Genomic DNA, 21,566 nt, shown 5'->3' on the forward strand with positions numbered 1-21,566 from the left:
TTTATTAGTTTATTTTAATATTTTCAGCAACAATTTTTGTGGAAATTTCATATTCATTTCCTGTCCACGTTTTATAAATGAACTGGAAGTTCATTTCTTCTTCATTAATAGATTTTTCTGAATTCATGATAAGAACTTGAGCATAATCTTTTGAATAAATCGCTTCATAATTGGTATCAACAACCGGTTTTCCTGAACTATTCAGTTTCATAACTTCAACCATTCCATGATTATCAGGATTACTAAGGTCAACCCCGATTCCTTTTACTCTATTGATCCTTTCAATCGGAATTTTAGGATGATTAAATGGTTCCGGATTTCTTACAAGGATGGCCACCGTTTTTCCGGTTTGTGAATTAATAATTCTATTAAATTCAGTAGTAGGAGCATCTTCCTGTGGTGGAATACCAAACAGTCCTTGTACAATTCTATCGAATGGGTGTTGGTATTGCATAGCAATAGCCTGGCTTAAAGCATTGTTACATACAGCTTTTGGATCTGTTTTAATAATATCCCATGCTGCATTTAACTTATCCGCCGTTAAATATTTTTCAATAGTATAAACGGCCTGCTTTTCTTTTTCAACTCCGTTTTCATCCTTAAATTTTATATTAAAGCTGTTTACCTGATCTTTAAAATCCTGATATCTGGAAGTCTGAAATACAAATTTGTGAACCTCTTTGGCATAGTTTATTTTAATATCTTCGGTTATTTGAGAAACATCAACAGTATTTTTTCCCCAGTAGAAATTAAGAACCTGCGCCGTATAAAGCTTTTGTGGTTTCAATTTCTTAGGTTTTATTGATCTGTAAATAGATTTAGGCTTAACCATTGTTATAATTCCTGTACAATTATCCCCACTGTTCAGTAAATTAAAATACTGATCCATTACAGGTGGAATAGCAGGATTTAGGTCTTCTGCCCATTCTTCAAAAGTCTGTGGAATATCTACCGGTGAAGTTTCAATAACTTCTTCAGGACCGTCCAGCATAGGAGGATTAATAATCGAAATTCCTTCCACAGGATCTTTAATAATGATCTTCATGGTACCACCAAGCTTTTTCATTCCTGCATAATCATCCCATCCGCTTAAGAGTTTAGATACATAACTTGAAGTAAAGTACATCGATATTTTTGTTGTTTTATCACCATAGAATAATGGTTTTGCACTTACAATATTTCCATCCGCATTTGGATAAGAACGCTCATAGTCAATATAAGCCCTTAATGAGGTATGAGGATATAAATCCGGATGTGGAGTAAGATTATCTCCATCAATAAGATTGCCGTTAGGTTCCCGGATCTTACCAATCGTATCTTCAATAACATTTAAAGAATCCTTGATAGGAATCTCACCATATGTTGCATCTTTATCCAGGTGGAAGAATCCTAAAGGACCAGCAGTACGGAAGGCATAAGCATAATCATAAGTTCCCTGGGCTATGCCGTTATCTACATTATCTTTCAGTTTAAATCTTACATAATAAGAAGTATCGGGTCTCCAAATCGGCTGAATAGATCTCGTCAATGCAGCTACTGCAGCTTGAGTATCCTCTGTAATAGCAGCTTGGGAAGGGATATTTACATTATAAGAATAATCATCTACTGATAACCATTGGATTTCATGGAAAAGGGTAAAGCACTTTTTCTGGCTGTCACAATTACCTAATTCTTTCAGAATAGAGATAATTTCTTTACATGCATTCTCAAATTTATTTTTGTAGAAATGGTATGCATTCGGACCTTCCTTAATAATAATCTCGATCGTAGTAATCTGCCTTTGCAAAATTTCATGGAGATATTCATACCCGGAATGTTCTTTAATAAATTGATAATAAGCATCCAGAAATGGAGAAGAAACAGTTCCCGGTTGAACGTCAAGATCTGCAAATTCCTGGTAGGAAAGAAAATTACTGAAACTGCATAAAGTCTGATCTTCACATAAATTCATTCTCTGAAGCAAGCTGTTAATCTGCTTCAACTTGGTTCTCAATTTATAAAAACGATCCACAATTTCCGGGAAATTGTCTGGATTCATATTCAGATATCCACTTAAGTCTTGCAAATATTCGTAATATCTTTTCACGTTAATTTCCAAAATAGCAGATGGAATACCTGCTGATTCCAAAATGTGCAGAACTTCTTCAAAAATACCAGATTGTATATTTTCTCTGATCAGCTGAACGTAGTTATATTGCTCAACTCCCGGTGACATTCCCTTGGTATTGAAAGGAAGGAAAAATCTATTATTATAATATCTTACAAGTTCAGGGAATATTTTACAAACAATTTCATATTTCTCTTTTCTTAGACCTTCACATCCCCTAGACTGCAATTCGGATAATTTATATTCTAGCTCAGCATATAAAGCAGGATCACTTGGCAATACCTGATTGATTACTCCTCCCTGTTCAAGGGCAATCTGATATCCCTGATCCATTAAATCTGCCATCTGCTGAAGGATAATATCAATCTGAGCCTGATCCGTCACATCAGGAGTAATCACAATTTTCGTAATTCCACTATTTGGAATTTCCTGAGGAGAAACCGGATTCTGAAGCTCATCTTTTGAATAATATTCATACCTTACATCATATTGTACAAATGATTGTGTATTTGTAAGATCAATCAGTGGACTGTAATATGCCACCGTTACTCCAGTACTATATGTACTTAGTTTTAATTTAATTTCTTTCGATGGATTGGGAAGCATGACCGTAAGCGAAGAATGGTTTTTAAAGAGCAGTGATTGCGTAAAACCATGAATATTTATTTCATCAGAAACTTTGGCATGATCCCCTTGCATTACAGGATTTCCATTCGCGTCAACGGTATATTGTACGTCTCCTGAAATCTGATATGATGCTCCTTCACTCTGGAAGAAATTAGAGGCTGAGGCGTAATAAAGTGTATTCAATGGTTTCTCTAAGAAATCAGAAACAGAATTCTCAATATGCTGTCCTTCACAGAATAATGTAGAAGCCATAATTCCATATTGTTCAGGAATAAACCATCCTGGATTTCCTTGTTCGGTATACGAGAATGGTGTCATTCCCAATAATCTGATCGCGTTGTACTGATTATCTTTTTTCTGCCATTGTCCGGCTTTAAGATTATTCAACTGTGTATTTCCTGGCTCCATCGCTTTAAAAGGATCATAAGCAACCCACCCCGATGTTCCGTCATTAGCTAAAATTTCAATTTTCTCCAATGAATATTGATGTTTCACCTGTCTTAATTCAAGGCCTTTCATCACTTTATCTGGTGGTATAAGATCTACAGAATTGCCTGCAGGGTTAGTAAATCCGCCGATAATATTACTCGTTGCTGTACTAGGAAGTAAGCCTTTAGTCGTTTTGATATCAATATAAGTGTCCAAAGGAACTACGTTTTTAATAGAATCAAAAACAGGTAAACTATTAGGACTTACTTTCGCCAGATCAAATGTTTCATTCGTCAACATACTGATTCCTTTTACAAGACTCTCTGTTTGTGCCGGAATCTCAGTAAATGGATTTACCGGATCTCTCTCTACGGTCTTATTGAATTCCCATTTAAGCTCAACCTTTACACTAAAGCTAATCTTAAAGAATAAAATCTTTAATTTAAATGCGACACTAAATGCTCCATAAATCAGGAATGGCTTTGGAGATTCTACTGCAAGAAGGATAGTTACAGAAGCATAAATACGGATGATCTTCACATCGATATCAATGGCCAGCCCCGCTTCAAAATAAGCACCCATCTGAGGCTTTTGGAAGCTTATCTTACCTCCGAGTTCCAGGTATGCAAGCACAAAGATCTTAACCGGTCCGAATTTTCTGTCAAACCTGAATTCTCCTCTTGCACCAGCCTCGATCCCTTTTCCGGAAATCATTAAGAAGGCTTTCAGAGTAAATAAATCTTTCAGTAATTTGGCCTGAATTGGATTTTGTTTTGTCCCGAAATTAATATACCATGCTGATGGATTATTAAAGAAGAAACCGGCCTGGATTTCTGCGTACAACTTAATAATATCTCCTGAACTTTCAGGGAATTTATAATCTGCTCCGAATCCGAATTCCAATGAATTGTCACCGAAAATAAAGAAAGCAAAGAATGGTGGATCATCCTGATAAGTTACCCTACTCGAAAGGAGTTTCATTCTCGCATCCACCATAACCATGGATGGAAGTGATAATAGTAACATCGCATTGGCTGAAATAATATTTCCATTAGCCATCGTATCTCCCAGTAGTGCGCCTACACCTAAAGAGAATGGGAAGCTATATTCTTCCGTCTGATCCGGACGACTGAACTTTTTCACTCCGACTCCCCTTTCTGGAGCTGTATAGTACTCATACCAGGTATTCTGGGATGTCATTCCTATCGCTTTTTTCTCTGCTACATAACGATAACCAAGCAACCCACGGAATCCATAGATGGATACTGGTCCTAAAGCAATCGGGTTGGGAAGTTCAATATTCGCATCAATAAGGAATGCAGGATATTTTGGTGCTAAACGCATATCTACCCCACCTGTAATTCTTGGATTTTTCACTTTAAGGCTTACCCCACCCTGATATTCCTGGAATTCTCCAGGCTCAGGAATAGATAGCCAACCTTTGATCGAAACTGTAGGATCACTTGAATTAGCTGGAATAACCATATCTACGTGAATAGTCTGAATATGAAGATATGAATCATGATCTTTTCCCGGACCATCATCAATTGTATAATAGTACTTAATTCCATCTCCACGGGCGTCGATCCCTGCAACTCCAATACTTACTCCACCATCAAAACCGAAGTAATTGTATTTACGAATATGATCTCCGAATTGTCTTTCATGAGAACCAAAGTGAATGGCTGTTACTGAAACATCTACAGGCCCAATAGGAATTTTAATTGGCTTTGGAAGAACAAGATTACCTCCATTCACTCTAAAATCGATGCTACCATCACTGTAAATTCTTAGGGTAGAAATACTTAATGTCTGACCTTTAAGTATTGTTCCTAAATAGCCTAAGAATTCGACATCAGCCGAAGCACCAATAAAAAACTTACCATCCTCTTTTCCAAGTTCTACTGATTTCAAGTGAAGTTTGAAAACTTCCGGTAATGTAATAGTAGGATCGAATGGTGGTACAGCAGCTCCTGTTAAACGGAAGTCTCCATCAGCCTCCAAATGTCCCGTAACATCTATGGTAGCCTCTGCCCCATTTGAGCTTTTAAATTTTGGAATTACCATCCTTGCTTTAATGTTAGATGAAACGATATCATTTTGTTTGAAAGCAATATCAAAAGAATTAAAACCTATTTTCCAAGACTGCGCACTATTTTTATCTAATTTCACCCATAAGAAATCTGCCTGTCCTGGAGCATTTCCGGTATCAATAGCTTCGAGGGCGATTGTTCCTGAAACTCCTCCTGTTCCAATCAGAAGATGTTTTCCTGATATTTTGAGTGTTTGACTTACTGTTGCATCTTTAGAAAACCATTTCTTTGGGAGTATAATATCTGTTTGTTCTGTATAAACCCCCATAAACTCTGGTGGACGACCATCCTCATCTGCCTCAGGAAAATTCGTTTTAGTACTTAAATCTATTTTTAAATTGTGAATATTAACAATAAGGCCAGTATTTCCTATTTGTACGGGTGTTACTGTATTTATTACTAAATCCATATTATAGCCTAAACCTTGTGTAGTATCTGCAGAAAACACGGCTTCCGCGAAAGTAAAGATTGCTTTAGGTTTTTGTTCTTTTATAGGAACATTAGAGTTATTTGCAGGAATAACCTCGTAAGAAACATCCGTATTATTTATTATTGTTCCTTCAGGATAAACAGGAGTTAACATATTCCTTGGAAATTCAATTCCAGCTGAAAGTGCTAATGTTGCACGAGCTTTAGGCAATATAATATCTTTGATAAATCCTGCAATATCAGTTGGAGCAATTTCAGAAAAAATAGTTTTTAACTTATTATTTAAGTCATCAAACGAACCATTAGTTAAGTATAAGTCTAATACAACTTCGTACACTGATATATTTGCCTGGGTATTAATCTCCTGAACAATAGTTCCAAGATCATTTTCGCCATTAGGCGGGACTACAATTGATGTACCATAATGTGTATTTATATCAGAAACCAATTGGTTAATCCTTAATAAAGATGAATTAGAATCTAAAAGGTTTTTTAAAATTAAACTTAAAATTTCCTCTTCTGTAATATCAAAAATTTCAAGTAATAAATTGAAATAGTCCTTTATAGAAAAGGAAATACTATTTAGATTGAATGAATTTCTATATGTTAATGCTTTCCATTCCCATGCTACTGTAAATGGAAAAGATGAAATATCATTATTTTGAAAATCAGGATTCAGAACAAAAAAAATGTTTGTTCCTGGAATTTCAATCTCTAGTTTTTGTAAACTAACAATATCTAAGCTGTAAAATGCAGCATCCCCTTTTATGCTTTTTGAAAATTGTAAATTTTTATAGTATGTTTTATCAAAAAGAAATACAATTCCATCACGTACAAAAGATAGTATTTCAGGAATGTCATTGATGGTAGCAATCTCAGATATAGCTGGGTAATATATTGGTTGAGACATATTTTTGTTTTTTTTATTTAAAGTTTACTGAAAATCGTTGGAGTTTGTTCTGCAATAAAATCTCCCGAAATACCATCATAAATCCGAAGAATAAATGTATTGGTAGTAGTTGACTCTCTAAAACCAATAATCCAATATGGCTTTTCCCTAAGAAAGTTTTCTAAGGTCAGTCCAAGGACAGGAATTGTTAAGAGGTCATCATCCAGATAAAGCCTGTAAACCGAAATATCTCTATAGCTATTTTTTTCAGCTGTGGTTATGATCTCCTGTAAGCTTATTTCAAAAAATGCATTATAATTTGTCCTTACTTCTGCCAAATTATTTGTATCAAATTTTTCTATTACCTCCACATAGCGGTCAACAAATACTTCTCCAATTTTATTGTTCTGAATTGTAGTTGAATTTTGAGATTTCAAATACATTTGCAGTGTTCCATCCGGTAAATAGGTATAAAGTTCAGTAGTGTTGTCTTTTGAGTTTTTAATAGTTTTGGTTATTTCTATTATTTCAGAATCTTTTTTTGAAACAGAGGTTGTAATATCAGCATTTTCTGTTTTTTCATATACATAAAAGCCTCCTTGCCTCGAAGCTTCAAAAGTTACATGTTGATCTTCTTTTGATGTAGACTTATACTGTTTAGATAAGTTTTCTAACTTTGTTATATCAATCTTTTTCATATTATTTGGTATTATTTGGTAAATGTTGTAATGATGCACCTATTGAATAATTACGATTTACCATGTATTATATTTCTCTGGTTACAATCGAATTCTTTTTCATAATGTTCCACTGATACTTACTGGTTGTCGTTCTATAACCGGTAGTGAGAGATGTCCCATTTTTATGATAATCCATAACATTGTCTGTTATATATTCTTTCATAACATATAAATTTAGGTTCACAAAACTATGGTGCAACCCAAGCCCGTGCATGGATTCGTGTCCTGAAGTATTAACATCATTTATACTGGAAGGACTTGCTTGATATAATCCCGAACGATACAAGATAACTTCCGGAGTATTAATATCTTCTACTTCCCCATTAGTGATATTTAAGTTACCCCCGGTTAATGGATCAGCACAAAACTCATTGATACAGAATATTCTCATTTCACGCGTAGTCCGATCAGCTATAGGTATCCGGTTTCGAACATAAGAATGAGACACATGAGGATTCAAATATGTTGTTCCCATTGTGGCATAAGTGGTGTAAAAATTAGGAATTGTCGCTCTTGTTAAATCTAAAGTAATTGTCCTAAATGCCTTCACATCAATTAAAGATTGGTTCAAGGTCCTATTGATTTCACTTAATATTTTGTTTCTAATAGGAAAAGGACTTGTTGTTTCAAAACCTGTTACTGTATTACTAGTATCTAAATTAGTACTACAGTTTACCAATAAAATATTCGTTTCAAATCTATAATTTTTAGCGTTTGGGACTACTTTCAGCTCTCCCGCAAATTTCTCTACTCCACCTTCGGTGGACAAGCATTGAATAGTTTTTACACTTGAAAATTCATTTTTAGCTAAAATTTCAATTTCTAAAGATCCTGGAAAGACACCTGAGGAACTATTATTTATTTTTAAATTAGTAAAAACATTTCCGAGTTCGTCCGTTGTATCTGGTAAAATGGTTGTAGAAGATGCGTTGATTGATCTGATATCAAAATGCTTTTTTTCAAATTTTAATTTTAAAAGAGAAACAGAACCAGGAGAAGTTAGATTAAAAATTAAGTTTAATCTTACAGTTGTTAAACACTTTAAATTTCCTTCCTCATTTGTTTTAGGAAAAACAGTTGATACACCTGTTGCATCCTTTGATGGATATATCGACAACCAAGGTGAAAAATACATAGATTCAAGTCCTTTTTGTCTAGGATACGAGAAAAAATTTTGTGAAAATGAATGAAACTCTGTTTTTTCTGCTTTAAAAAAGACATCATTATCATCTTTCTGAGTGAATGTTCCATCCAGATAATAATGCCCTAAAGTTTCTAAATACTTTCGGTTACCTAAATCACCTGGAAGACCAGAATCTTGAATCCTTACCCAATCAAAACCATATTCTCCACCCCATGAATTTTTGGGTCTAAAGTGCACCTCATTCTCCGACACAACTAAAGAAAACTCCTGATAATCAGAATATTCTTTTGAAAAAAAGAATAATCCATCTATACTATAAACTTCTACCAGGTTTGTACCAGTTGGATACCTTACTTCCAGACCCCCAGCAGTATTTTCAAATTTCAATCCTACATTATACTTTTTATAGCTTTCGGTATTTGTTGAAGCAACCTCATTTAATTGAATTGAAATATTACTAGCATCCTGGGGCAGATGTGGTGTTGAAGGAGTAGTCGCAGGAGGTGAAGGATTGTTATACAATAATTTATTGTATTCTTCTTCAGTAATTCCAAATAAGAAAAATTTTTCTTTTAAGCTATTATTTACTTTATGAACTAAGGACAATGTGGAAATAGTATTTCCATTATCATTAATTTTACCTTTATATACCGCATATCCTTTGTCGTTAAATAAAAAAGATGCCAATTCTTCAGTATTTGTAATTGCTTCACTTACTTTTGAAACATTAAATGCACTAGTGTTTAAGTAACTTTTTTTCTCACCTCCGTGTGTATCTGTAATACTAGTAATATAGAGTTTTCGTTTTTTGGAGGCGCCTGCCGCATTCTTTCCATAATCACTATAAACTTTTTGTTGAGTTACTGCATTATTGAATTTTAATAAACTCCACAAATTCACTAAATTATAACGATTCAAAAAATGAATCTTATTGGTACCACTTGTACCTTCAAAAATATCTTTCGTATTAAATGTCCATAGATCATCAGTATAATTTTCTAATGGAAATGGCTGATATCCTTTTATATTACAGACGAAAAAGGAAGCAATAGAATAATTTGCTGAGGGACTTCCTACCGGTTCTCCTATATTACTAAACAGATTTTTAATAGGTTTAGATTGTCCCACAAAAGTGCTATTGTATATCTTAGCTCCATCTATAAAACTTTCTGTGTCGAGATATGGAAAGTTAATGTACGCGAAGAAGTTAATATCCCTTTGATATATTCTATTATCAAAATTATACTCAAAACTCAATTGGAATTTATTAATGGGGGATCCTGTTCCAGGCTGCTGAAATTCTTTGATTAATATAGGCCATCCGTTATTTTCATAATCAATCAGATTTTGTGCTTGACCATCCAAATTCAAAGAGACTTTTCCCGAAGGGTAATAAGATGCACCATAAAATCTATATGATCTTCCTCTTTCTCCTATTAAATGAAAATAAAGTTTGTGCTTGGTTTGATAATTTTTAACAGCATAGTTGTAAATATTATTTTCCGAATTTTGAGGCGCAGTAATAGAATGGAAATACAAATTTCCATTGGTAATATGAGCCCCCCAAAATGCTGCAGCATCAACAAACTGATGAATGTTTTCTCTATATTTTTTCTTTACAGAAACTGGTATAGATGAAGCATCCAACACATAATTAAAGGTTCTTGCAAAACCTAAATCAAATTTAAATAGCTCTTGTTCATAATCTAAGCGGTAATCACCTTTATCCAGCACAATATCTAAACCTATTTTATCAGTAAAATTGCCCAGCAACTCTCCTTTATTACATTTAGGTAAATTGGTCTCAGATTCAGACTTGAAGAAAATACTATCTAATAGTGTGCTATCTGACAAGCTTGGATCATACCCTATTAATTTTGCTTCGATATCACTAGCCACAGGGTGATTCAGAGCTGTTGCAAGAGCGCTATTTATGTTCCATATTCTTTTAAGAAAATCTGGCGAATTACTGGTTGAATGAGCTAGTTTGGTACCATTTACGATATCTGCTTTATTAACCCCTCTATAAACAAAATATTTAATTTTAAAAGGGGCATATGAAACAGTGGGTTTTAAAATGATATTGATCTTAGTAGAATCATCTTTATTAGGTTGTATCAATATATGGCCATCACATATTGCAAAAATTTTGGAAGTTGTAGTTGTCCTAACGAAAGATGTAGTTCTGTACTTATTCGTTTCTTCTCCCTGAACAGGGCCAAAAGCATCTGTTGCTAAATTAGCAGCGACTGGTCCAGAAAGATTAGTATGATCCACAAAAAAATGTGAATTGGGGGAAAATTTATTTATAGACATTATAAAAAATTTTAATTATTAAATGAAAGATTAGTTTATTAAGAAAAATCAGCATTAGATATAGTCTCTTGAAGAGTCACTCAATTAGTTCCATGACTTTATTATAACATCACATATTTGAAGTTAATAATATTTATTTCATTTAAGAGTGAGTAAATAGTATAAGGAGAAAGACTTACGTTCATTTTAGTGAAGGCTCAGATAGTATCATCTTAATTAATTGCTTTCCTTGATTGACAATAAAAGAAGTTAATGATCGTTTTATAAAAATTGAGTACTTGTCAATTTGCTTCTTCATAATAGTGATTGGTGTTTAGGTATTTTACATATCAATTTGCTTTATCAAAAAATAGAAATAAAGAGTTAATCAAGATCTGAATGGTATTCTGGCTATTCTCAGTTAAAATTTTATAACCTAGCCTCTATTTTAATTACTGAACCCTAGATCTGGAACAAATCTATTCTAGTGCAACGACAAAACTCGACGCGTTATATTTTGAAAATGACAAAATTTCAGCTATTCTATAAAGTAATAAAAATATAGTAGCGCTACTACTTTTTCTCTTTGCTCCCTTATTCTGAGAACAAAACTATTGATGCACAACGACAAAACTCGACGTGTTATTTTTTTAGAATGTTTTTTTTTTTGAAGGTAAGCCGAATACTAGCACTGCCCCAATATTTATCATAGCGTCTTAAAAAGTAGGGATTATTTAATATTATTATATTGTACTTATAATTTCGTACTACATCATTTCAGTACAACTTATGCTTATAAGTGAAATGAGTGTCTGAATCATATCTCTCTTAAATAAGCATGGATAGTATGATTAAATAATATATCTAGAATTTAGTTTTTGATTCTTGAATTCTTTTCAATGATAAAAGCTCCTGAAACACCATCGTAAATACGAAAAACAAAAGCATCGTTATCAATTGATTCTTTATACTGAATGATCCAAAAAGGTTTTTCTCGAGCAAAATCATCTTTTGTCAATCCAAGAATTGGAACTGCCGAGAGATCATCATCCAGATAAAGTTTGTACACAGATATATGTGTATTATTATTTTTTTTTGCAATAGCTATAATATCCTGTAAATTGGTCTTGAAGAATGTATTATAATTTTTATGCACTTTTATAAGGCCATTTTCATCAAATTTTTCAATTTCTAGTACATAACGCTCAACTACTATTTCTCCAATTTCAGGATCTTGAATTTTAGTAGTATTCTGAGATTCTATATATCGCTGTAAGAATCCTTCTGATGAATACGTATAGAACTCAGTTATATTTTCTTTTAGCTTTTTAATACTTTTAGTAACAGCAACTACTTTAAAGTCTTTTTTCGAAACAGAGGTAGTAATTTCTGCATCTTTTGTTTTTTCATATATATAAAAACTTCCCTGCCCAGAAGCCTCAAAAACAATTTTTTGCTTTCCTTCTTGTTTATCTTTATACTTTTTAGATAAATCTTCCAGTTTTGCAATATCTATTTTTTTCATATTATCTCCAGTTGTATTTGATAAACTGCTACAGCTAAGAACCGTGAATAACAGAAAGGAATTGATAATTATATATTTCATATTATTTATTAATTATACCAACATAACATATTGCAATTTTATATAAATATATGTTATTATTTATAATGTTAATATAAATAAATTAGAAAATCTGAAGTCTTGAATATACACCAATAAGTTTTTACAAATTTTATTATATACAATATACGAATTGTAGTAAAAACAATTCTTTAAGACTTAAAAAAGCATTAATATAATCAATTAATAATCAATATTTTAATCTCTTTGAAAATTAATAACATAAAAAGTCCACTAAAAAAGTAGACTTTTAAAAATATATGTTTTATATTTGCAACCGTATTCAGGAAATAAAAAAAATGAAACCGGAATTTAAACATACAGCCTTAATGAATAAACAGATGATCAACAAAATGATGATGCATTACTGTATGCGTATGTTCCGACATTGCTGTGGTTGACCTTACTTTTATAGATATATTATATTCTAAAGGTTCTACCACGTTGTAGAGCCTTTTTTTATTTACATGAACAACATTAAAAATATATACAATGAGTACTACTCACAATAAAAATAATTGGTTGATCCCAATAGCATTTACCAATATTTATGTAATCTGGGGGATTACATTTTTGGCTATTTCTTTCGGATTACAGGGGTTTCCTCCCTTTATCCTATCAGGTTTCAGATTTTTGGTTGCCGGAATACTTATGCTGGGCTATTTGTCGGCCAAAGGAGAAAAAGCCAATTCTTTGGGTAACTGGAAAAAAAACGGCATTACCGGGATTCTCATCCTTACCGGTGGAACAGGTCTTGTGGCCTGGGGCGAACAATATGTAACAGCTTCTGAAGCAGCCATCACGATAGCAACGGGACCGTTTTGGTTTATTGCTATTGATAAAAAGAACTGGAAATATTATTTCTCAGATAAGTTTATACCTATTGGACTTATTATAGGCTTCATAGGATTGATTTTATTTTTAAAAGGAAGCGTTAGCGCTAATGTTCATCATGCTGCCGTCAGTGATTCTGTTCGGGTTACGGCATTTGTTGTACTTGCATTAAGTTCGGTTGCATGGGTTCTAGGATCGTTATATTCAAAAAAGAATCCTGCCAGTCAGTCTACTTTTATGAATATTGCCCAGCAGCTTATTATTGCAGGAGTGGCTTCTTTTGTTATTGCATTTTTCAGAAATGAATGGAATAATTTTTCCTTAACAACAATTCCGTTATCAGCTTGGTTGGGAGTTTTATTTCTGATTTTCTTCGGATCAATCATCGCTTATCTTTCGTATATCTGGTTATTATCCGTAAAACCTGCGGCTCTGGTAAGTACGCATACTTATATTAACCCAATTGTAACGGTATTGGCCGGATGGATTATCGCTAATCAGACCATCAATGGAAACCAGCTGTTTGGACTGACCATTATATTAGCCGGCGTCCTGCTTACCAATATCACCAAGTATTTCAAGCTTTCAAAACGATCAAAAGTAAAGATCAGAAGGGTGTTACGGTTTACAAAAAGGAACAACAGGCCGTATCAGCCCATATAAAATTTCAACGTAATTAAACTATAATGATAGAGATCAAGAACATTTCAAAAACATTTCACAAGAAGAAACAGGCCTTTAAGGCACTCGATGATGTCAGTCTCAGTATTGAGCAGGGAGACATTGTCGGAATCATCGGATTTTCAGGAGCCGGAAAAAGTACATTAATACGAACTGTTAATCTGTTGGAAAGGCCCGACCAGGGACAGATTATTATCAATGGAAAAGATTTCGTTCAGCTAAAATCTAAAGAACTGGCTAAAGAGCGGAAGAAAATAGGAATGATATTTCAGCATTTCAATCTGCTTTCTTCAAGGACTGTTTTTGAAAATGTAGCATTGCCACTGGAACTGGATAATGTGAACCGGTCAGAAATTCAAAGTAAGGTCAACGAACTTTTGAAAATTGTAGGGCTTGAAGAAAAAGCCAGTGAGTATCCTAAAAGTCTTTCCGGAGGACAAAAACAAAGAGTAGCCATTGCGAGGGCATTAGCTAATGATCCGTACCTTCTGCTTTGTGATGAGGCAACAAGTGCATTAGATCCCGCTACAACCCAGTCGATCTTACAATTATTACGCGATATCAATCAACGATTAGGAATTACTATTTTATTGATCACTCACGAAATGGATGTAATCAAGTCGATTTGTAACCACGTCGCTGTTATTGATAAAGGAAAACTCCTTACCAAAGGAACCCTGCAGGAAATTATTTCGGATAAAGAACATCCGGTTATTAAACAATTTATAAACCCAGGCATCATGACTATACCTCAGGAGCTTAACAAAAAGCTGCAAAAAGAGCCAAAAGACGGTCTGTTTCCGCTTGTGGAAATAGAGCTTAATGAACATATTACAGTAGAAAAACTACTTTCAAAGATCTATGACGAATATAAAATTCCTTATAAGCTGCTAAAGGCTGATGTAGAATATTTGGGAGATTCCAATTTTGGGAAGCTTCTTCTGCAGCTTCAGGGAGAATCCGAAGAAAATCAAAAGGCGATCTATTATTTTAATCAAAATAAAATTCAAAATACAGTAAAGGGCTATGCTTAGTGATTCGGTAATTTCCCTTTTATCAAAGGGCATTTGGGAAACAGTATATATGACATTTGTTTCCGGTTTTTTTGGTTTTGTTTTAGGTCTTCCGGTAGGGATTCTTTTGTTTCTTACGAGGAAAGGACAGCTCCTTGAAAATAAGATCTATAATAGAATTTTATCCATCTTGGTCAATATTTTCAGATCCATTCCATTCATAATTTTGATCGTATGGATGATTCCTTTCACAAGAGCTTTGGTGGGAACCTCTATTGGAGTTAATGCTGCATTGGTTCCGTTGAGCATAGGAGCGGCACCGTTTATTGCCAGATTGGTTGAAAACAGTCTTCTCGAAATCCCTTACGGACTTATTGAAACCGCAAGAGCTTTAGGAGCTACTCCACTTCAGATCATCAAAAAAGTACTGCTGCCGGAAGCGCTTCCTTCACTGATCAACAATGCAACCATCACGCTGATTACTTTGGTAGGCTATTCTGCTATGGGAGGAGCTGTTGGTGCCGGTGGATTGGGACAAATTGGTTATCAGTATGGATACATCGGCTATGATGCTGTAATCATGAACCTTGTTTTGGGGCTTTTGGTCACTTTGGTTTTTATCATTCAGTTTTCTGGAGATAAGCTGGCAAAGAGATTTGATCACCGGTAAAGAGTTGGAGCGTGTTTGTGTTGGAGCGTATATGGGTTCAATGGGACCAACAGTAACTCCACGCACACAATTAAACAGTTTTGCTTTAAAAATTTACTAAAGAGTTGGAGAGAATATGTGTTGGAATTCAATGCGACCAACAACTCCACTCCCACAATTAAACAATTTTGCAGTTCCGCAATTCGCGATTCTGCCTTTAAATAAAAATAGTATATAATGAAGAAATTAAAAATCTTAGGACTTCTTACAGCAGGTTTGCTGGTATTTAATGCATGTAATTCAGCTAAAAAAGATGATCCTAATTACATCAAAGTAGGAATTACCTCAGGACCAGAACAACTGATCGCTGAAACAGCGAAAAAAGTAGCTAAAGAAAAATACAACCTTGAAGTTGAACTGGTTGCTTTTAATGACTATGTAGTCCCAAATGAAGCATTAAACAATGGTGATATTGATGCCAATGCCTTTCAGCATGTTCCATACCTGAATGAACAGTCCAAACAAAGAGGGTATAAACTGGCCGTTGTAGGAAATACATTTGTCTATCCTATAGTTGCCTATTCAAAAAAGATTAGAAATATCAGTCAGCTACAGAATGGAAGTACTGTTGTAATTCCCAATGACCCGACGAACGGAGGGCGTTCATTGCTGTTACTACAGAAAAATGGTTTATTAAAACTAAAAGAAGGGGTGGGACTTCTTCCTAAAGTCACTGATATTACAGAAAATCCAAAGCAGCTGAAAATCCTGGAAATTGAAGCACCACAATTACCAAGAGTGCTGGATGATAAAGAAGTGGTGATCGCAATCATCAACAATAATTTTGCGGCACAGGCAGGATTGGACGAAACAAAATCCGGGATTTTTAAAGAAGATAAAGATTCACCTTATGTAAATGTAGTGGTTGCAAGACATGACAATAAAGATGAGGAAAAGGTAAAAAACTTTTTAAAAGCTTACCAGTCTGATGAAGTGGTGAAAAAAGCAGCAGAGATCTTTAAAGGGGGTGCTGTGAAAGGATGGTAATTTTGATTTAATAGTATAGCAATTGAACAATACAGCGATGATATAACATCCTAATTTTTCAATTGCTACTATGGCATTACAATTTTTAGCTTTTATCCTTTCCGGGTGAAAAAAAATCATGTATCTTTTTTCAGTAGCAAAAACCCTTACAACAGGGAGCTTTGTGATTTGTTCGTTTGGATAAGAACCTGATATAATTGATTATTTCTTAAAAATTTTCATTATCTCAATTTGAGATAATAAATAAATTTCCTATTTTTGTTACGAATCAAAAAAAGGTTTTATGTTTAAGAAAACTGCCATAGTAAGTTTATTCACTCTTATTTCAATTTCTTCAATGGCTCAGAATACTACCCTCCCGATCTATTTAGATGAATCGAAACCGGTTGAACAACGTGTTAAGGATGCTCTTTCCAGAATGACACTGGAGGAAAAAGTAGCCATGCTTCACGCACAATCAAAGTTCAGTTCACCAGGTGTTCCAAGATTGGGAATTCCTGAATTCTGGACAACAGACGGACCTCATGGGGTACGTCCGGAAGTTATGTGGGATGAATGGAATCAGGCAGGCTGGACCAATGATTCAATTATTGCTTATCCGGCATTAACTGCTTTATCCGCTACATGGAATAAAAAAATGTCATGGAACTACGGTAAAGCATTAGGAGAAGAAGCGCGATACAGAAAAAAAGATATCCTTCTCGGACCTGGAGTTAATATTTACAGAACTCCACTCAACGGAAGAAACTTTGAATATATGGGGGAAGACCCTTACCTGACTTCCAAGATGGTGGTTCCTTATATCCAGGGAGTGCAATCGAACGGAGTAGCAACGAGTGTAAAACATTTTGCCTTAAATAACCAGGAAATGTTCCGCCATACCAGCAATGTTACCGTGGACGACAGAGCCCTGTATGAAATTTATTTACCGGCTTTTAAAGCAGCAGTAACCGAAGGGGATTCATGGACGATCATGGGCGCTTATGATATGTATAAAAACCAGTATGCCAGCCAGAACCAATACCTTTTAAATGATATCCTGAAAGGAGAATGGAAGTATAAAGGAGTGGTCGTTTCAGACTGGGGTGCGGTAAACAATACCGAACAGGCTATTCATAACGGACTGGATCTTGAATTCGGAAGCTGGACCAACGGTTTATCGGCAGGAACAAAAAATGCATACGATAACTATTATTTAGCTAAACCTTATCTGGACCTTATTAAATCCGGAAAAGTGGGAACTAAAGAACTGGATGACAAAGTGAGCAGACTTTTAAACCTGGCTTATAAAACAACAATGAACCGAAACAAACCTTTCGGAAATATTGCTTCCGCTGAACATCAGGCTGTAGCCAAGGAAATCGGTGAAGAAGGAATTGTTTTATTAAAAAACCAGGGGAACGTATTACCAATCGATCTCACCAAAACTAAAAAAATAGCAGTGATCGGTGAAAATGCGATTAAGATCATGACTGTTGGTGGTGGTTCTTCATCATTAAAAGTAAAATATGAAACATTACCCTTAGACGGAATCAAAAAAAGATTCGGAAAGCAGGTTGATGTGCAGTATGCAAGAGGATATGTTGGAGATATCGGCGGAGAGTACAACGGGGTAAAATCCGGACAGGACCTGAAAGATACACGCTCTGAAACCGAATTAATCAATGAAGCTGTAGAGCTGGCTAAAAAATCTGATGTTGTTATCTTCATTGGAGGATTAAATAAAAGTGATTTCCAGGACAGCGAAGGAAATGACCGTAAAAGCTATGGACTTCCCTACAACCAGGATCATGTGATTTCTGCATTGGCAAAAGCTAATAAAAATCTTGCGGTTGTTTTAGTTTCCGGAAATGCAGTAGCGATGCCTTGGATTAAAGAAGTACCTACCATTGTTCAATCCTGGTATCTGGGTTCTGAAGCAGGAAATTCGATTGCTTCTATCTTAGCAGGCGACGCAAACCCTTCAGGAAAATTGCCATTTACTTTTCCGGTTAAGCTGGAAGACAATTCTGCGCACCAATTAGGGGAATATCCGGGCCAAAAAGATCAACTGGCAGCAGGAAAAGGAAAAGATCAAAAGAATCCGATCAACATTACTTATAATGAAGGAATTTTCGTAGGATACCGTTGGCATGATACAAAAAACATCAAACCTTTATTCAGTTTCGGACACGGACTAAGCTACACGACTTTCGAGTTTGGAAAAGCTAAAGCGGATAAAACAACGATATCCCAGGATGATAAAATTACATTTACCGTACCGGTAAAAAATACAGGAAAGAAAGCAGGTGCTGAAGTCGTTCAATTGTATATCAGTGACCTTAAATCCTCTGTTCCCCGTCCGGCAAAAGAGCTCAAAGGTTTTGAAAAAGTATTTTTAAATCCCGGAGAGCAGAAAGAAGTAAGCATTAGCATTGACAAAACAGCATTAAGCTATTTCGATGCCGATAAACATGACTGGGTAGCTGAACCGGGAGATTTTGAAGCCTTGATTGGAAATTCTTCAGATGCCATTAAAACTAAAGTGAAATTCACTCTAAAGTAGATAATTTTTTTTTCATCATTTGTGTTTTTTGACCTCCCGAAAGGGAGGTTTTCTTTTTATATAAAATCAAAGATTTTGTATAATAAAACCCTCCAAAACCATCAACTTATTACAATCAATATTAAAATAAAATGCCCAGACTAGTCCGGGCACACCTATAGCATTTATAAGGAAAAAATTAAATATGCTGTTTTATTCCTTCAAAATAATGGATCACTCCAACATCAGGCAGGTTTTGTTCCTCGTCAGTATAAAAATTACTGCTGCTCTCTGTACTTTTAAGGAAAGAATTGCTGAATAAGGCATAAGAAGGTTGCTTTGCAAAATCGTTTTTCAACAGCTTATGAGCTTCCACCACAGGTGCTCCATACAACTTTCTGAAATTTCCGATTTTATATTGGGAAAACTTTCCGTAATGAACAATAAATTTTAACGATAGATCGATGGAAATGCTTAATGCTTCATTGAGCTCAGCTACTTTTCTGCTAAATGCATTCTGCATATTCCGAAGCATATTGGAGATTTTTTTAAAAGATGGGTTTTTATCATATCTGAAAAATAAAATGGCATCCCCTTCAATTTCAGAAATTTCAAAATACCTGTTATTAACATCGATCAGAATAGATAATAATTGTCTTACAATATACTCTCCCGTGTATAATTTTGTATTCAATACAAATTCGGTAAATCCATTGAAATCCGGAATCAGTATAATACCCTCTTGTATATTTGCATCCATGATGTTGAGTTTAAAAACCTGTTGTATCTAAAGACGTAACAAGTTTCATTTTACTTTATTCACCCGCCATATAATGATCGGGGTAAGGCAATGGCAACAACCAGAAAGCAAGGTTCAATTCCACCTGAAATTTATCTACTCATGTGAAATCACCTACAAATAAATTATCAAATTATTTAAGTATTACATCAACATTTACAATATTACACCTCAATAATCAGCTCTTTCTCATACCCGTTGTATTTCTCGTCAATATATCCATGCGGATTACAAATAATTTCAGTTTTTTCAAACACATATCTGCAAGGAGTATGGATATGGCCATGAATCCAATAAAGTGGCTCATATTGTTTAATCATATCTTCCAGATCGGAAGCATACGCTGAGGTTAAAGGATCATTCTTATATTCTTCAGGAACTGATTGAATACTTGGGGCGTGATGAGTAACTATAATATTTTTTAATCCCTTTGAATTTTCCAGATTCTCTTTTAATGTTATTTTCGAGAGTTGATGAATTTTAAAAGTATCAATTGTTCTCAACTTTGAATAAGAAGGATCCCTGCGGATTTTAAGGTAATCATTCATTCTTGGCTGACAAAGCATTCCATACTTTACCGGATTTCCAAAGATGGAAAAATCTGTCCACAATGTGCATCCATGAAACCTGACTCCTTCAAAGTCTACAAAAGAATCTTCAAGCACAAAAACTGTAGAATCCTCTGCTGCCTGTTTTATCTTATTCAATGTTTTTGGATAAGAACCTTTATAATATTCATGGTTACCAAGTACATAAATAACAGGTTTATCAGGAATCTTACCCTTAATCCATTCAATACCTTTAGTCCCTAAATTAATATCACCAGCCAATACAACAATATCTGCTCTGTCAAAACATAATTCAGTGGAGCCAAATTCCTGGTGCAGATCGCTGATGATTTGTATTTTCATATTTTTCAATTGAGGATAACATAGTTTGCAAGCAACAAAAATACTACAATATCAAAAACTATATTTATCTTTATCCCTTTAATGCAGGGTACCCCATGAAAACAGTCATAGCCATTCTTTTTGCTTTTCTTCTCACATCAAATTTTTTAAAAGCTCAACAAAAACAATATATTTTCTTTCTCCATAACAAGTTTCTTGAGGGGCATTCATTGACCGAAAAACATCCGCAATACGGTATTGCTGAATATACACCGATCCTGAATAAGCTGAAAAGCAAAAACACTGTAGTGATCTCAGAAAAAAGAGCTGATCAGACCGATCCGGAAGTCTATGCCCGAAAGGTCATTGCTCAGATTGACAGCCTGCAGAGAAAAGGAGTTTCTTCCGATAATATCAGCATAGTCGGAACATCGCAAGGCGGTTATATTGCACAATATGTTTCTTATTACGCTAAAAATCCGGATCTGAAATTTGTAATTATCGGCTCGAGCTTCAAGGATGATTCGTTAAATAAAATTGCCGGTTTCAAACTGTACGGTAAAATACTTTCCATCACGGAAAAATCTGATGAGGGCCACGTCCCTTTATCTTCCGAGAAAAGATATCAAAACTCAAAATTAGCGGCATTTAAAGAAATAGAGCTTAACACTGGAATGAAGCATGGCTTTTTGTTTAAAGCTTTAGATATTTGGCTTAACCCTACCAAAGAATGGATTTATAAGAATTTTTGA

General features: G+C 34.5%; 12 protein-coding genes. 6 read left to right on the forward strand and 6 right to left on the reverse strand.

Annotated elements, in window-relative coordinates; genetic code table 11:
• Positions 1–4: 4 nt before the first annotated feature.
• From PFY10_06985 to PFY10_07000, 4 genes are all read right to left on the reverse strand, one after another.
• Positions 5–6,595: a hypothetical protein gene (locus PFY10_06985; protein WBV58187.1), complete on the reverse strand. Its 6,591-nt coding sequence runs from the start codon at positions 6,593–6,595 to the stop codon at positions 5–7.
• Between the two features lie 17 nt (positions 6,596–6,612).
• On the reverse strand, positions 6,613–7,272 hold the full coding sequence (locus PFY10_06990; GenBank protein WBV58188.1) for a hypothetical protein: 660 nt from the start codon (positions 7,270–7,272) through the stop codon (positions 6,613–6,615).
• A 67-nt stretch (positions 7,273–7,339) separates the two neighbouring features.
• Positions 7,340–10,774 carry a hypothetical protein gene (locus PFY10_06995; GenBank protein WBV58189.1) on the reverse strand — a complete coding sequence of 1,145 codons (3,435 nt, stop codon included), beginning with the start codon at positions 10,772–10,774 and terminating at the stop codon, positions 7,340–7,342.
• An 850-nt stretch (positions 10,775–11,624) separates the two neighbouring features.
• A complete protein-coding gene (locus tag PFY10_07000) occupies positions 11,625–12,278 on the reverse strand; it encodes a hypothetical protein (GenBank protein ID WBV58190.1) in 654 nt (217 codons plus the stop codon).
• 591 nt (positions 12,279–12,869) lie between these two features.
• Between PFY10_07000 and PFY10_07005 the strand changes: the two genes are divergently transcribed.
• From PFY10_07005 to PFY10_07025, 5 genes are all read left to right on the forward strand, one after another.
• Complete coding sequence (locus PFY10_07005) at positions 12,870–13,874, forward strand: EamA family transporter (protein ID WBV58191.1); 1,005 nt, start codon at positions 12,870–12,872, stop codon at positions 13,872–13,874.
• Between the two features lie 23 nt (positions 13,875–13,897).
• Complete coding sequence (locus PFY10_07010) at positions 13,898–14,926, forward strand: ATP-binding cassette domain-containing protein (protein WBV58192.1); 1,029 nt, start codon at positions 13,898–13,900, stop codon at positions 14,924–14,926.
• Entirely contained in the window at positions 14,919–15,575 is a 657-nt protein-coding gene (metI, locus tag PFY10_07015; GenBank protein WBV58193.1) for a methionine ABC transporter permease MetI, read from the forward strand. The genes PFY10_07010 and metI overlap by 8 nt, the downstream gene beginning before the upstream one ends.
• Before the next feature lie 216 nt (positions 15,576–15,791).
• Positions 15,792–16,601, forward strand: a complete 810-nt coding sequence (metQ, locus tag PFY10_07020; protein WBV58194.1) for a methionine ABC transporter substrate-binding lipoprotein MetQ — start codon at positions 15,792–15,794, stop codon at positions 16,599–16,601.
• A 283-nt stretch (positions 16,602–16,884) separates the two neighbouring features.
• The gene (locus tag PFY10_07025; protein ID WBV58195.1) at positions 16,885–19,146 is read left to right on the forward strand and encodes a glycoside hydrolase family 3 C-terminal domain-containing protein; all 2,262 of its coding nucleotides are present in this window, start codon (positions 16,885–16,887) and stop codon (positions 19,144–19,146) included.
• Between the two features lie 178 nt (positions 19,147–19,324).
• Here the strand turns inward: PFY10_07025 and PFY10_07030 are convergent, their stop codons facing one another.
• Positions 19,325–19,885 (reverse strand): DUF2652 domain-containing protein, encoded by a 561-nt coding sequence (locus tag PFY10_07030; GenBank protein ID WBV58196.1) that lies wholly within the window; start codon positions 19,883–19,885, stop codon positions 19,325–19,327.
• A gap of 203 nt (positions 19,886–20,088) precedes the next feature.
• Positions 20,089–20,835 (reverse strand): metallophosphoesterase, encoded by a 747-nt coding sequence (locus PFY10_07035; GenBank protein WBV58197.1) that lies wholly within the window; start codon positions 20,833–20,835, stop codon positions 20,089–20,091.
• Positions 20,836–20,930: 95 nt separating this feature from the next.
• On the opposite strand from PFY10_07035, the gene PFY10_07040 reads away from it, so the two are divergent.
• Positions 20,931–21,566, forward strand: coding sequence for an alpha/beta hydrolase (locus PFY10_07040; protein ID WBV58198.1), 636 nt, complete (start codon positions 20,931–20,933; stop codon positions 21,564–21,566).

Origin of the sequence: Chryseobacterium daecheongense, from assembly GCA_027920525.1 — a bacterium.
Lineage (GTDB): Bacteria > Bacteroidota > Bacteroidia > Flavobacteriales > Weeksellaceae > Chryseobacterium > Chryseobacterium proteolyticum.

Excerpts from the sequence above, each read along its gene's own strand:
- PFY10_06985 (WBV58187.1), bottom strand. The coding sequence starts at position 6,595 with ATGTCTCAACCAATATATTACCCAGCTATATCTGAGATTGCTACCATC.
- PFY10_06990 (WBV58188.1), bottom strand. The coding sequence starts at position 7,272 with ATGAAAAAGATTGATATAACAAAGTTAGAAAACTTATCTAAACAGTAT.
- PFY10_06995 (WBV58189.1), bottom strand. The coding sequence starts at position 10,774 with ATGTCTATAAATAAATTTTCCCCCAATTCACATTTTTTTGTGGATCAT.
- PFY10_07000 (WBV58190.1), bottom strand. The coding sequence starts at position 12,278 with ATGAAAAAAATAGATATTGCAAAACTGGAAGATTTATCTAAAAAGTAT.
- PFY10_07005 (WBV58191.1), top strand. The coding sequence starts at position 12,870 with ATGAGTACTACTCACAATAAAAATAATTGGTTGATCCCAATAGCATTT.
- PFY10_07010 (WBV58192.1), top strand. The coding sequence starts at position 13,898 with ATGATAGAGATCAAGAACATTTCAAAAACATTTCACAAGAAGAAACAG.
- metI (WBV58193.1), top strand. The coding sequence starts at position 14,919 with ATGCTTAGTGATTCGGTAATTTCCCTTTTATCAAAGGGCATTTGGGAA.
- metQ (WBV58194.1), top strand. The coding sequence starts at position 15,792 with ATGAAGAAATTAAAAATCTTAGGACTTCTTACAGCAGGTTTGCTGGTA.
- PFY10_07025 (WBV58195.1), top strand. The coding sequence starts at position 16,885 with ATGTTTAAGAAAACTGCCATAGTAAGTTTATTCACTCTTATTTCAATT.
- PFY10_07030 (WBV58196.1), bottom strand. The coding sequence starts at position 19,885 with ATGGATGCAAATATACAAGAGGGTATTATACTGATTCCGGATTTCAAT.
- PFY10_07035 (WBV58197.1), bottom strand. The coding sequence starts at position 20,835 with ATGAAAATACAAATCATCAGCGATCTGCACCAGGAATTTGGCTCCACT.
- PFY10_07040 (WBV58198.1), top strand. The coding sequence starts at position 20,931 with ATGAAAACAGTCATAGCCATTCTTTTTGCTTTTCTTCTCACATCAAAT.